The 13,660-nt window shown below is 73.3% G+C and carries 13 protein-coding genes; 11 read left to right on the forward strand and 2 right to left on the reverse strand.

What is annotated here, in order from left to right; genetic code table 11:
* Window positions 1-14 precede the first annotated feature (14 nt).
* From JIG38_RS11235 to JIG38_RS11285, 11 genes are all read left to right on the forward strand, one after another.
* A complete protein-coding gene (locus tag JIG38_RS11235) occupies window positions 15-734 on the forward strand; it encodes a hypothetical protein (RefSeq protein ID WP_199423893.1) in 720 nt (239 codons plus the stop codon).
* A complete protein-coding gene (locus tag JIG38_RS11240) occupies window positions 727-1,026 on the forward strand; it encodes a type VII secretion target (RefSeq protein WP_199423894.1) in 300 nt (99 codons plus the stop codon). The genes JIG38_RS11235 and JIG38_RS11240 overlap by 8 nt, the downstream gene beginning before the upstream one ends.
* Before the next feature lie 59 nt (window positions 1,027-1,085).
* Window positions 1,086-1,817, forward strand: coding sequence for a hypothetical protein (locus JIG38_RS11245; RefSeq protein ID WP_199423895.1), 732 nt, complete (start codon window positions 1,086-1,088; stop codon window positions 1,815-1,817).
* A gap of 62 nt (window positions 1,818-1,879) precedes the next feature.
* Window positions 1,880-2,221 carry a hypothetical protein gene (locus JIG38_RS11250; RefSeq protein WP_199423896.1) on the forward strand — a complete coding sequence of 114 codons (342 nt, stop codon included), beginning with the start codon at window positions 1,880-1,882 and terminating at the stop codon, window positions 2,219-2,221.
* A gap of 47 nt (window positions 2,222-2,268) precedes the next feature.
* Window positions 2,269-3,426 (forward strand): benzoate/H(+) symporter BenE family transporter, encoded by a 1,158-nt coding sequence (locus tag JIG38_RS11255; protein WP_199423897.1) that lies wholly within the window; start codon window positions 2,269-2,271, stop codon window positions 3,424-3,426.
* A gap of 440 nt (window positions 3,427-3,866) precedes the next feature.
* Entirely contained in the window at window positions 3,867-4,721 is an 855-nt protein-coding gene (locus JIG38_RS11260) for an ABC transporter ATP-binding protein (RefSeq protein WP_199423898.1), read from the forward strand.
* Window positions 4,722-4,838: 117 nt separating this feature from the next.
* The gene (locus JIG38_RS11265; protein WP_199423899.1) at window positions 4,839-5,894 is read left to right on the forward strand and encodes an aliphatic sulfonate ABC transporter substrate-binding protein; all 1,056 of its coding nucleotides are present in this window, start codon (window positions 4,839-4,841) and stop codon (window positions 5,892-5,894) included.
* Window positions 5,895-5,980: 86 nt separating this feature from the next.
* The gene (locus tag JIG38_RS11270) at window positions 5,981-6,925 is read left to right on the forward strand and encodes an ABC transporter permease (protein WP_199423900.1); all 945 of its coding nucleotides are present in this window, start codon (window positions 5,981-5,983) and stop codon (window positions 6,923-6,925) included.
* Window positions 6,926-6,981: 56 nt separating this feature from the next.
* The gene (acs, locus tag JIG38_RS11275; protein ID WP_307844836.1) at window positions 6,982-9,033 is read left to right on the forward strand and encodes an acetate--CoA ligase; all 2,052 of its coding nucleotides are present in this window, start codon (window positions 6,982-6,984) and stop codon (window positions 9,031-9,033) included.
* On the forward strand, window positions 9,030-10,391 hold the full coding sequence (locus JIG38_RS11280) for an O-acetylhomoserine aminocarboxypropyltransferase/cysteine synthase family protein (protein WP_199423901.1): 1,362 nt from the start codon (window positions 9,030-9,032) through the stop codon (window positions 10,389-10,391). Before acs ends, JIG38_RS11280 begins: the two co-directional genes overlap by 4 nt.
* On the forward strand, window positions 10,388-10,939 hold the full coding sequence (locus JIG38_RS11285) for a CoA-binding protein (protein WP_233404804.1): 552 nt from the start codon (window positions 10,388-10,390) through the stop codon (window positions 10,937-10,939). Before JIG38_RS11280 ends, JIG38_RS11285 begins: the two co-directional genes overlap by 4 nt.
* Before the next feature lie 46 nt (window positions 10,940-10,985).
* Here JIG38_RS11285 and JIG38_RS11290 read toward each other — a convergent pair whose 3' ends face one another.
* Both JIG38_RS11290 and JIG38_RS11295 read right to left on the reverse strand, forming a co-directional pair.
* A complete protein-coding gene (locus tag JIG38_RS11290) occupies window positions 10,986-11,714 on the reverse strand; it encodes a hypothetical protein (RefSeq protein ID WP_199423902.1) in 729 nt (242 codons plus the stop codon).
* Window positions 11,715-11,719: 5 nt separating this feature from the next.
* Window positions 11,720-13,594, reverse strand: coding sequence for a polymorphic toxin-type HINT domain-containing protein (locus tag JIG38_RS11295; RefSeq protein ID WP_199423903.1), 1,875 nt, complete (start codon window positions 13,592-13,594; stop codon window positions 11,720-11,722).
* Window positions 13,595-13,660 lie beyond the last annotated feature (66 nt).

Raw genomic sequence — 13,660 nt, forward strand, 5'->3', positions numbered from 1 at the left:
CGACAGGGGGCCGCGTGTCGAACACGCCGGAGGGCATGGACGTCCTCCTCCACCAGCTCATGGGCTTCGCCGGGGCGCTGCGCGCCTCCGAGGCGGCGCTGCCCGACCAAACCGCGGCCGACGACCCGACCGGCGCGGTCCGGGCGTCCCTCGGGCGCTCGGGCGACGTCGTCGGCCTCGACGTCGCGGCGGACTGGTCCTCCCGGGTCGACCCGGCCGAGCTCGGGGCGGCCGTCGTCGCCGCTGCGTCCGCCACCGCTGAGGCCCGCGTGCGCGCGCTCGGCGACGCGTTCGTCGCCCCCACCGACCTCGAGCCCGCCGGGGGCGGGCCGCAGGCCGTCGACCTGCCCGAGCTGCCCGACGGCGTCGTCGTGCCGCCCCTCGAGGACCTTGCCGAGCGGGCGATCGGTGCGCTGCGCACCGCGGACGCACCGACCCTCGACGCCGACGGGCTCGCCGTCGGCGTGGGCGCGGACGGCCGCGTGCGCGTCGGACTCGCCTCCGGCGGCCTCGCCACGTGCGAGGTGGACCCCGCCTGGGCGGCGGACCGGACCGGCCAGCAGCTCACCATGGCGCTGGACGAGGCGCTGCGCGGCGCCCGCGCGGTGCTCCGCGACCGGGCCGAGGCTACGTCGCGCCGCTCGGCCGAGCTCGACACGCTCCTCGCCGGGGCGCTCGCACACCTGCGCCTGCCGGCCGGCGGCGCGCCCGACCAGGGAGGCCGTGATGTCTGACATCTTCGTCGTGACCGAGGCGCTCCGGAAGGAGGCGACCACCTGGGACGAGCAGGCCGGGATCATCGCCTCCTCGGCGAGCAGCGCCGAGAGCCTCCGGCTCACCAACCTCACCGCCGGCATCTTCTTCCCCATCGTCGGCGAGTACGAGTCCACCGTGGACGCCGTCGCGGCCCGGTGCCGCGAGGGCAGCACGCAGATGACCGCGATCGCCTCGACGCTCCGCCGCAACGCGGACGCGTACGACCGCGGCGACGCGGACGTCTCGCAGCACGTCGCCGACGCGTACTGACGCAGACCGCGTCGCCGCACCACCAGCACCGCAGCCAGCCAGACCACCCCGGGGGGACCATGTTCAGCGAGGCCCAGTACCAGGCAGTGATCGACGAGCTCAACAGCGGGATGGCCCAGCTGTCGGGGCACCTGGGGCGCATCAACCCCACGATCCAGGCCGCGACGAACCACTGGTACATCCCCGACTGGGTCGCCGACGCGCTGGTCGCGTGCGGGAACAAGCTCATGGAGGCCGGTCGCTGGATCGTCGAGAAGATCGGCGAGCTGCTGGAGGGCGCGGCGGCGCCGGTGCTGTTCTTCTGGAAGGCCTACGACTGGCACTCGGGCGTCGGCGGCCCGGCCTCCCAGGTGGCGGGCAACACGAGCGCGGGGGCCCTGCGCGCGACGTTCGACTGGTCCGGCGACGCCGCGACGGCCTACACCCGTGCCGTGTCGACGCAGCCCACGGCGGCGGCCGAGATCCAGGCGATCTCGACGACCATGGCGACCTCGCTGGGCATCTGCGCGGCCGCGGGGCTCGCGTTCTACGTCGCGCTCGGCATCATCCTCGTCAAGGTCATCGCCGCGACGATCGCCGCGATCGCGGCCTTCGGCTCGGTCGTCTTCTCGCCCGCGGGCGTCGCCATCATCATCGAGGAGGCCGCGGTGAGCGGCGCGATGATCTGGGCCGCGATCGGCTCGCTCACCGCGCTCCTCGCCGCCCAGGCCAACCAGATCGTCGCGATGAAGGGCGCCGCGAGCGCGGGCGACGCGTTCCCGCGCGGCGCCTGGCCCGTGGGCACGGTGTGAGCGCGCCGGCAGGACCGGCCGCCGCCGGCGCCTCGCGTCGGCGGGCACGCCTTGCGTGGACCGTGGTCCTCGGCGTCGCCGTGCTGGGCCTCGTCGGCGTCGCGGTCGTGCTCCTCGCTACCGGTGTCCGGGAGGGGGTGTGGGTCGCGCTGGCGCTCGCGGGCATCGCGCTGCTCGGAGCTGTCGGCGCGGCGGCGTTCTCGGCGCAGGACCGCCGTCGCCGTCGCGAGCAGCTCGCGGTCGCCTTCGGCGGGTCGCTCGAGGCCGCCCGCGCGAGCATCGACCAGGACGCCCTGCGCGCCCTGCGCGACACCGAGGGCGAGCTCGTCGCCACCCGCGCGGTCCGGCGGCAGCTGCCCATGCTGAGCCTCCAGCAGGCCGTCGACCTCGTCCGCTCGCTCTAGTGGGGGCACCCGCGCCCGAGCCGGGTCCCCGGCCGTCGCGGGGCCGGGTGGGCCGGCAGCTCGCGGACCAGCCGACGACGGCCGGTGTCGTCACGGCGGTCGTGGGGTTCACGAGCGCGTTCGCCGTCGTCCTCGCCGGGCTGCGCGCGGTGGGCGCCGACGCCGCCCAGGCGTCGTCGGGCCTCCTCGCGGTCACCGTGCTCATGGGGCTCGCGACGGTGCTCCTCGCGTGGCGCACCCGGCTGCCGATCACGGTCGCGTGGTCGACGCCGGGCGCCGCGCTGCTGGCGACCACCGGCACGGTCGACGGCGGCTGGCCCGCGGCCGTCGGCGCGTTCGCGCTGTGCGGGGTGCTGCTCGCGGCCGTCGGGCTCGTGACGCCGCTGGCGGACCTCGTGCGCCGGATCCCCGCCCCGCTCGCCTCGGCGATGCTCGCGGGCGTGCTGCTCGACCTGTGCCTCGCGCCCGTGCGCGGCCTGGCCGACGCACCCGCCCTCGTCGCGCCCGTGGTCGTCGTGTGGGCGGCGCTGCTGCGGCTCGCACCGCGGTGGGCCGCGCCGGCGGCGCTCCTCGCGGCGGCCGTGCTCGCCCTCACCTCGGACGACGTCCGCGCGCTCGGCCCCGAGTCGTGGGCGCCGAGCCTCGTGTGGACCACGCCGACCCTCACGCCCGCGGCCGTCGTCTCCGTCGCGATCCCCCTGTTCGTCGTGACGATGGCGTCGCAGAACCTCCCCGGCGTCGCCGTGCTCGCCGGGTTCGGGTACGCGCCGCCCCTGCGCCCGGTCCTGCTCACGACGGGCCTCGGCACCGTGGTCGGCGCTCCGTTCGGCGGGCACGCGATCAACCTCGCCGCGATCAGCGCCGCGCTCGCGGCCGGACCCGAGGCCGGCCCGGACCCGCGGCGGCGCTGGCGGGCCGCGGTCACGGCCGGCGCCGGCTACGTCGTCCTGGGTCTCGGGTCCGCCGGCGTCGCCGCGATCGCCCTGGCCGCACCCGGCGGGCTCATCGAGGCCGCGGCCGGGCTCGCTCTCGTCGCGACCCTCGCCGGGGCCCTGCGCGCCGCGTCCACGGCCGAGCAGCCCGTCGCCGCGGCCGTGACGTTCCTCGTGACCGCGTCGGGGCTCCAGCTCGCGGGCGTGGGCTCGGCGTTCTGGGGTCTGGTCGCCGGTCTCGTGCTGCACGGCGTCCTCCGCCGCCGGCCCTGACCGCGCCCGGCGGCGAGACGACCGTCTCGCCATGTGGCACGAGCGGGCAGTTCCTTGCACGCGCAACCACCACGCCCCTACGCTCGCCCTGACGGTCTTGCCTGACGGAAGGCCGCGTCTCATCTGGCGATACGCGCGAGGTGGGGACCCGATCCGGGAGGGAGGCAGCGCCATGCACCCGCAGCACCTGCGGCGTCCGACGGACCACGTCCGCGACGTGATGATGGCGCTCCCGATGCCCTCCGGCTGTGGCTGCTGTCCCTGCATGCCAAGCGCTGGCGCCTGACGAGCCGCCTCCCCCTCGGAGCCGCCTCGCACGGTCCGACGACGTACCTCGGTCGCCAGCGCTCGCCCCAGCCCGTCCGCCCGCTCTGACGAGCGCGCGCCGGAGCGAGCCCACGCTCGTCCGGCTGCCGCCCGTGGACCCCCGAGGACCCCCCATGGCGATCACCGCCCCCACGACCGTGCGCTCCCACCCCGCCCACCCCGTCTCCGTGCGCGGCGTCGGGCGCACCTTCGCGCCGCGCGACCGCGGCGGCCGCGCCAAGGCCGTGCTGGCCGACGTCGACCTCGAGATCGCCGCGGGCGAGATCGTGGCCCTCATCGGGGCGTCCGGCTGCGGCAAGTCCACGCTGCTGCGCCAGGTGAGCGGCCTCGACGCCCCGACGGCGGGCCGGATCCTCATCGACGGCCGGCCCGTGGACGGCGTGGACGACCGGTGCGCCGTCGCCTTCCAGGAGCCCCGCCTCCTGCCGTGGCGCACCCTCGCGCAGAACGTCCGCATCGGCCTGCCGCGCGGCACGGACCGGTCGACCGGCGACCAGCGCGTCACCGAGCTGCTCGAGCTCGTCGGTCTCGGCGAGTGCACGGGCTACCGCCCGCGCCAGATCTCGGGCGGCATGGCGCAGCGCACCTCGCTCGCCCGGGCCCTCGCCCGCAACCCGGGCGTCCTCGTGCTCGACGAGCCGTTCGGTGCGCTCGACGCCCTCACCCGCCTCAAGATGCAGGACCTCCTGCTCGAGGTGCACGCCGCCGAGCCCACGACGGTGCTGCTCGTCACGCACGACGTCGACGAGGCCCTCTACCTCGCCGACCGTGTGGTCCTGCTGGGCCGCCCCGAGGGTGCGCCGACGTCGGCCCCGGCGGGCGTGCGCAGCGTCGTCACGGTCCCGGGCGAGCGCCCGCGGGACCGCGCCGACGCGCGCCTCGCGCTGCTGCGCGCGTCCCTGCTCGAAGGCCTCGGGGTCGCGACCCACCACGTCGCGCACGACCCGGACACCCACCACTCGATCTGACCCTGCACGACGCCGTCGGGGTGCAGTCCCCGCCGGACGCTCCACCGCACGACCCCCGCCCCACCCCGCCCCACCAGCCCGGACGGCACCCCGCCGCCCGCTCGCCCAGGAGAACTGATGAGAATCCGCACCGCTTGGTCCGTCACCGCGACGTCGCTCGCCGCCGCCCTGATGCTCGGCGGGTGCGCGGCCGGCGAGGGCTCCGCGACCGTCGAGGAGGCCCCCGAGCCCGCCGCCACGGCCGCGGGCGAGGAGGGCTGGAGCGACGACGTCCTCAACATCGACTTCGCGACCTACAACCCGCTGAGCCTCATCATCAAGGACCAGGGCTGGCTCGAGGCCACCCTCGGCGACGACGTCACGGTGAACTGGGTCCAGTCGGCCGGCTCGAACAAGGCCAACGAGGCGCTGCGCGCCGGCGCGGTCGACGTCGGCTCCACGGCCGGGTCCGCCGCGCTGCTCGCGAAGGCCAACGGCTCGCCCATCCACACGATCGGCATCTACACCCAGCCCGAGTGGGCCGCGATCGTCGTCCCCGCGGGCTCGGACATCACGTCGGTCGAGCAGCTCGCGGGCCGCTCGGTCGCCGCGACCAAGGGCACGGACCCGTACTTCTTCCTCCTGCAGTCGCTGGAGGAGCACGGCGTCGCGCTCGGCGACGTCGAGGTGCAGAACCTCCAGCACGCCGACGGCAAGGCCGCGCTCGAGTCCGGCGCGGTCGACGCGTGGTCCGGCCTCGACCCGCTCATGGCCGCGAGCGAGGCGACCGCGGGCTCGCAGCTCATCTACCGCAACATCGACTTCAACACCTACGGCTTCCTCAACGCGACGCAGGAGTTCATCGAGAGCAACCCGGACCTCGCGCAGGTCGTCCTCGACGCGTACGAGAAGGCCCGCGCATGGGCGGTCGAGAACCCCGAGGAGACGGCGGCGATCCTCGCCGAGGTCGCGGCGATCGACCCCGCGGTCGCCGAGAAGGTCATCCTCGAGCGCACGAACCTCGAGGTCGACGTCGTGCCGGGTGACGCCCAGCGCGAGGTGCTCGAGGTCGTCGGGCCGATCTTCGTGGAGTCGGGCGACGTGACGTCGCAGGACCTCATCGACACCGCGCTCGACGAGCTCTTCGACCCGCAGTTCGCCGAGGCCGCGGACCCGTCGTCGATCACCGAGTGACCCCGGTGCCGGGCCCCGCAGCGGCGGGGCCCGGCACCTGCGGCACGTCAGTACGTCCCAGCAGCGCGCAGTCCGAAGGAGCCGACATGAGCATTCTCGGGAGCACCGGCACCGGACCGGTCGTCGACCGGCACGGGAATCCGCTGCGCGCGCTCAACCCGTTCGACTCCCGCGCGGAGGAGCCGTCGGACGACGTCGTGCCGGTGGCGGACGAGCAGGTGCCGGCACCCGCCGACGACGTCGTCGCGCCGCGTTCTTCCCGCTTCTCGGGCCGCCGCGCGGGTCGGCTCGCGCTCTCCCTCGTCGTGCCGGCGCTGCTGCTCGTCGCGTGGCACGTCGCGACGGCGGTCACGGGCACGTTCGCGCCGTACGAGCTGCCCTCCCCCGGCTCGGTCGTCACGGCGGCCGTCGAGCTCGCGACCTTCGAGAACGGCCCCAACTTCTTCGAGCACATCCAGATCTCGGTCCAGCGCGTCCTCATCGGCTTCACGATCGGCTCGCTCGTCGGCCTCGCCGTGGGCGCGCTCGTGGGCCTCTCTCGGCTCGCCGACACGCTCCTCGCGGGCACCATCGGCGCCGTCCGCGCCGTCCCGTCGCTCGGCTGGGTCCCCCTGCTCGTCCTGTGGATCGGCATCAACGAGGACTCCAAGGTGCTCCTCGTCGCCATCGGCGCGTTCTTCCCCGTCTACACGACGGTCGCCTCGGCCCTGCGCCACGTCGACCCGCAGCTCGTCGAGGCCGGCCGCGCCTACGGCCTGCGCGGCACGTCGCTGCTGCTGCGCGTCCAGCTGCCCGCGGCGACGCCCGCCGTCGTCTCGGGCCTGCGCCTCGCGCTCGCCCAGTCGTGGCTCTTCCTCGTCGCGGCCGAGCTCATCGCGTCGTCGATGGGCCTCGGCTTCCTGCTCACCGACTCGGCCAACAACGGCCGCGTCGACCGCATCCTGCTGTCGCTCGTCACCCTCGCGGTGCTGGGCAAGCTGACCGACGCCCTCATCGGCGTCGTCGAGAAGAGGCTCCTGCGCCGGTGGTGACCACACCCGACACGTCCCCCCCGTCCGCCGTCGAGGCCGCCCCCGGCGGTCCCGCCATCACGAACCTGCTCACCGAGCACCGCACGTTCCCGGCCCCCGCCCACCTCGCCGCGAGCGCGAACGTCGGCCCCGCCGAGGCCGCGCGCCTGCGCGCCGAGGCCGACGCCGACCACGTCGCGTTCTGGGAGCGCGCCGCCGAGCGCCTCGAGTGGGCCGAGCCGTGGCACACCGCGCACACGTGGTCGCCCGCGGTCCCCCGTGACGACGACCCGGACGAGCTCACGGTCCCCGAGGCGACCTGGTTCGCGGGCGGCCGCCTCAACGTCGCCGTCAACTGCGTCGACCGGCACGTCGCGGCCGGCCGCGGCGACAAGGTCGCCCTGCACTTCGAGGGCGAGCCCGGCGACCGCCGCACGGTCACCTACGCCGACCTGCAGCGCGAGGTCTCGCGGGCCGCCCACGCGCTCACGGCGCTCGGCGTCGGCAAGGGCGATCGCGTCGTCGTCTACCTGCCCGTCCTCGTCGAGACGGTCGTCATCACGCTCGCCATCGCACGCATCGGCGCGATCCACTCGCTCGTCTTCGGCGGCTTCTCGGCCGAGGCCGTCCGGTTCCGCGTCCAGGACACGGGCGCCACGCTCGTCGTCACGTCCGACGGCCAGTTCCGCCGCGGCGTCGCCGTCCCCACCAAGGCGTCCGCCGACGCCGCCGTCGCCGGGCTCGACCACGTCGAGCACGTGCTCGTCGTGCGCCGCACGGGCGACCTCACGCCCGACGTCCCGTGGACGCCAGGGCGGGACGTGTGGTGGCACGACGTCGTCGACACCGCGCCCGACGTGCACGAGGCCGAGGCGTTCGACGCCGAGACGCCGCTGTTCGTCATGTACACGTCCGGCACCACGGGCAAGCCCAAGGGCCTCGTGCACACCGCGGGCGGCTACCTCACGCAGGCGGCCTGGACGCACTGGGCGGTCTTCGACGTGCGCGACGACGACGTGCACTGGTGCACCGCGGACCTCGCCTGGGTCACCGCGCACACCTACGAGATCTACGGCCCGCTCGCCAACGGCGTCACCCAGGTCATCTACGAGGGCACGCCGAGCACGCCGCACCCGGGCAGGCACTGGGAGATCATCGAGCGCTACGGCGTCACGACGTACTACACGGCGCCCACCCTCATCCGGACGTTCATGACGTGGTTCCCCGACGGCCTGCCGGCCACGTGGGACCTGTCGAGCCTGCGGCTGCTCGGGACGGTCGGCGAGTCCATCAACCCCGAGGCGTGGGTCTGGTTCCACGAGCAGGTCGGCGGCGGCCGCGCGCCGATCGTCGACACGTGGTGGCAGTCCGAGACCGGCGCCGCGATGGTCGCTCCCCTGCCAGGCGTCACGACGCTCAAGCCGGGCTCGGCGACGCGGCCGCTGCCGGGCATCTCCGCGAAGGTCGTCGACGATCACGGCGTCGAGGTCGCGCCCGGCCAGGGCGGCTTCCTCGTCGTGGACCGCACGTGGCCGGGCATGGCCCGGACGGTCTGGGGCGACGCCGAGCGGTTCCGCGACGCCTACTGGGCCCGGTTCGCCGCGCAGGGCTACTACTTCGCCGGCGACGGCGCGCGCTACGACGCCGACGGCGACATCTGGCTGCTCGGCCGCGTCGACGACGTCATCAACGTCTCGGGCCACCGCCTGTCGACCATCGAGATCGAGAGCGCGCTCGTGTCCCACCCGCTCGTCGGCGAGGCCGGCGTCGCGGGGGTCGAGGACGCCACCACGGGCCAGGCGATCGCCGCGTTCGTCATCCCCGCGCGCGCCCCGGCCGCGCCCGACGACGCCGCGGCGTGGGTCGCGCACGCACTCGAGCTCACGCAGACCCTGCGCGCGCACGTCGCGCGCGAGATCGGGCCCATCGCCAAGCCGCGCGACGTCGTCGTCGTGCCCGACCTGCCCAAGACGCGGTCGGGCAAGATCATGCGGCGCCTGCTCGCCGATCTCGTCACCGGGGGAAGCCTGGGCGACGTCACGTCGTTGCAGGACGCAGGTGCCCTCACCAGGATCCAGGCCGTGCTCGCCAGCCGTGCCGCCGCCCACCCGAAGGAGACCGTGTCGTGACCGAGACCACCGGGACGGGCGACCGCCGCTGGGGCTTCCGCACCCGCGCGCTGCACGCGGGCGGCGTCCCCGACGCGACCACGGGCGCGCGCGCCGTGCCGATCTACCAGACGACCTCGTTCGTGTTCAACGACACCGCGGACGCGGCGAACCTCTTCGCGCTGCAGAAGTACGGCAACATCTACTCGCGCATCGGCAACCCGACGGTCGCTGCGCTCGAGGAGCGCATCGCGTCGCTCGAGGGCGGCATCGGCGCGGTGGCGACCGCGTCGGGCATGTCGGCCGAGTTCATCACCTTCGCGGCGCTCGTCGGTGCGGGCGACCACGTCGTCGCGGCGGCCTCGCTCTACGGCGGCACCGTGACCCAGCTCGACGTCACGCTGCGCCGCTTCGGCGTCGAGACCACGTTCGTGCCCGGCACCGACCCGGCCGACTACGCCGCGGCGATCCGCCCCGAGACCAAGGTCGTCTACGCCGAGGTCGTCGCGAACCCCTCGGGCGAGGTCACCGACATCGCGGGACTGGCCGAGGTCGCCCACGCGGCCGGTGTGCCGCTCGTCATCGACGCGACGCTCGCGACGCCGTACCTGTGCCGGCCGATCGAGCACGGCGCGGACATCGTCATCCACTCGGTCACCAAGTTCCTCGGCGGCCACGGCACCACGCTGGGCGGCGTCGTCGTCGAGAGCGGCCGGTTCGACTGGGGCAACGGGCGCTTCCCCCAGATGACCGAGCCCGTCGCGTCCTACGGCGGCGTCTCGTGGTGGGAGAACTTCGGCGAGTACGGGTTCCTCACCAAGCTGCGCTCGGAGCAGCTGCGCGACATCGGCCCCGCGCTCTCGCCGCAGTCCGCGTTCAACCTGCTCCAGGGCGTCGAGACGCTCCCCCAGCGGCTCGACGCGCACCTCGCCAACGCTCGGGCCGTCGCCGCGTGGCTCGAGGCGGACCCGCGCGTCGGCTACGTCAACTGGGCCGGTCTGCCGAGCCACCCGCACCACGAGCGCGCGGCGCAGTACCTGCCGGCGGGCCCGGGCTCGGTCTTCGCGTTCGGCGTGCGCGGCACGCCCGACGTGCCGGGGCGCGACGCCGGCCGCCGGTTCATCGAGGCGCTCCAGCTCGCGAGCCACCTCGCGAACATCGGCGACTCCCGCACGCTCGTCATCCACCCGGGGTCGACGACGCACCAGCAGCTCTCGGCCGAGCAGCTCGCCGCGGCGGGCGTGCCCGAGGACCTGGTGCGCATCAGCGTCGGGCTCGAGGACGTCGAGGACATCCTCTGGGACCTCGACCAGGCGCTCACGGCCGCCGTCGGCCCCGCCGACGCCGTCGTCCCCACCGCAGCGGAGGTCCTGGCATGAGCTTCATCGCACCCGTGACGACGGTCGGCGCGGGCGACGCGTGCGCCGTGCCGACTCAGGTGCCGACCGGCCGCACCTGGGTGGGCCCGAGCGCGACCGAGCGGCTCGCGATCCTGCGCCGGACCAAGTCCATCGCGATCGTCGGCGCCTCGGCGAACGCGTCGCGCGCGAGCTACTTCGTCGCGACCTACCTGCTCTCGTCCTCGCCGTACGACGTGTACTTCGTCAACCCGCGCGCGACCGAGATCCTGGGCCGGCCCGTCTACCCGTCGCTCGAGGCGCTGCCCGTGGTCCCCGACCTGGTCGACGTGTTCCGCCGGCACGACGACCTGCCGACCGTGCTCGACGAGACGCTGGCCGTCGGCGCGCGCACGCTCTGGCTGCAGCTGGGCTCGTGGCACGAGGACGTCGCGCGCCGCGGCGAGGAGGCCGGGCTCGAGGTCGTCATGGACCGCTGCGTGAAGATCGAGCACGCCCGGTTCCACGGGGGCCTGCACCTCGCCGGCTTCGACACGGGCGTCATCAGCTCGAGGCGCGCGCTGGGCTGAGCCAAGGACGCGCTGGGCTGAGCCAAGGATGGGGCCGCTCGACTCGCTAGGTCACGAAAGTGGCGAGCGTCGCCTCGAGACCGGCAAGTGATGCGACGACCTCTCGGCGAAATCTGACCTCTGCCCCGGACACACCCGCAGTCATGCGCACAACTGTTTCGACGCCACGCGCCGCGCCACGAGGAATTTCTGCAAGCGCGCCTTCGAGACGCGGGGGGATGTCTGCAGAATCGCGGCAGTTCCACCGCGCCGATGCCGAATAGAGTGCTGCGCGCGATCCGCCCGGCGCGGCGGTGCCCGAGAAATACGATTCAGCCTTGTCGCCAATAGCACCGCTTGCGACGAATGAAATCTTCAGGCTCACGTCACCCTGTCTCTCATCCGCCTCCTCGGTTCGGACATCGGCAGGTTCCGGCGCGTCGCCTGGCTCGCGATCGTCGTGGCCGGTCACCTGAAGGCTCGCACCCGCCTCAGTAAGCAAGAGCATCGCGGCAGAATCGAGGATCAGCGGCGCCTCGTAGTCGCTGACGACCAGTCGAGCAAAAACCTCGAGAGGCAACGACCGCAGGAGCGGAGACTGTGCGCAGCGCTCCAAAGCGAAAGCCACCGATCCGGGTAGACGAACTGCGTATTGGAGGTTGTCATCGGAATGGACGAGGGTACCCTCGCGGCCCACTTCGTATGCGACCACTTCGCCGCCTGCGAGTTCGGCCATAGCTTCCGCTGAACGCTCGCCGCCCCAGCACATCAGGCCAGCCGAGTATAGCAGGACCATGATTCCTACTTTCGTCGCCTACGATCCATGAACTCCCAGACACTTCCCATATCATCATCGCCGCGCCCCCCCTTCGGGCGCGTGGTGCCGCAACGGGTACAGACCTCCACGTCCACGCGCCTCCCGCCAACGCGCACGTTTGCCTGTCGCTTCAACAGCTCGATCGCGTTCAGGACTCGCTGCTTGGTCAGGTTGTGCGCGGCAGCGAAAGCCCCTGGGCTGCCAAAGGAGTGATTGCCACAGGCGTTGTGGACCAGCACCGTACCGCCGAGTCGGGAGTCCGCCACATAGTACGTGTGCGTCTCGGCAATGTGCAGGTTGTACACGACCTGACCCGTGACCACTCCGTGATCAATGACGTGGTTCACTCGCTGGGGCGTGCCGTCGGGACGCATGAGTGCATCACCACGACGAACATCTGACGCGATCGACCATCCATGACCGGCGATCCAGAATGGATGCTCCGCCGTTGCAGTCCATGACCCGGCACTGGTCACTATCGTCACCAAGTGCTTGTTCCCCGAGCCGACAATCGGCGCTAGCACCACCTCGACGGATTGCTCGCCGGTGATTGAATCGGTGCTTAGGACCAAGTCTCCCGCAACGACGTCCTCGATTGCCGCCAAAGTGCCGTCACCTAGAACGACCTGGGTACCCGGCGCGAAGCTATTGGGCACGGGGCAGGAGCTGGACTGACGCCGAACTGTGCTTCCTACTCGCTGGGCGGTGGTTCTCACAGCTCGGGGCAGGGCCCTGGCCGCCTGACCCGTCTTGCGCGCGACGTTGACGGCCCGAGCAGCGACACGGACGACGGCTCCTGCGCCAACGAGTTGCGCCGCAGCCGTCACGCCCATCTCGACGGCCTTCGCAGTGTTGCTTTGCGCCGCGTAGGCGACGGCAGATATCCCTGCTGCGGCGGCGCCGATGGGGCCGGGAATGAATGAGGCGACCTCTCCTACGACAGCCACTGCAGAGAGCAGGCCCTCAAAGGAGAACGTGCCGGCGAGATCGGTGCAGTTGACCGGGTCGGCGTTGCAGTAGTCGTAGGCGTTGGCGGAGCCGCCGGGGACGGGGTCGACGGACAGGAAGCGCCCGGTGGTCGGTGAGTAGAGGCGGACGCCCATGAGGATGACGCCGCCGAGGGCTTCGGCGGAGCGTTGTGCAGCTCCGAGCCAGCCGTAGCGGGTAGGTGGGCCGGTGGTCGCGCCAGCTCCGGTCAGGGGGAGGGGGTTGCCGAACTCGTCGTTGCGGGTCAAGCGCAGCGCTTCCGAGGTGGCCTGCGCTGCGCCGTCGGCGATGGGGAGGGTGCCGACGACGTCGCCGTGGAGGTCGACGAGCTGGAGCTCGCGGTCGCCGGTGGTCGACGTGGTGACGGCGACGTCGCCTTCGACCCCGGAGACGTAGCGGGTGACGTCGGAGGGCAGGGTGACGTCCTCGGCGATCCAGGACGGCTCGTCGGAGTCGTTCGCGTAGTGCGACACCTTGGTCGCGGAGTTGGCCCAGGCGCCGTTGACCCACTCCTCGATGACGTTGGTCGTCCGCCGGTGCAGCGGATCCAGTGCCCAGGTGATGCGCGAAGCGCCCGGCTGGGTCTGCTGCTGGACGAGGTCGTTGACGAAGAACGCGTTGGTGACCGCACCCGCGGCCGCGGGCATCGCGGTCGTCCGCCCGAAGGGGTCGTAGACCCACTGCCCGGACCCGTCGGAGGTGGTCGCGACCAACCGGTCCGCACTGTCGTAGGTCGCGGTGGCCGCGCCCAGGGGCGCAACGGGGCACGCGGCCCCGCCCGCCGCCGGTGCGGTCGCCGCCGCGAACTGCGTGCGGTTGGACCGCGCGGACCCCGCGAACCCATAGCTGCGCGTGGTGCAGACCTCGCTCATCGCCAGCCGGTCGGTGGCCGAGGTCAGGCGACCCAGGGCGTCGTAGGCGTAGCGAGCGGTGGCGGT

The organism is Actinotalea solisilvae (assembly GCF_016464425.1).
In the GTDB taxonomy this organism is placed as follows: domain Bacteria; phylum Actinomycetota; class Actinomycetes; order Actinomycetales; family Cellulomonadaceae; genus Actinotalea; species Actinotalea solisilvae.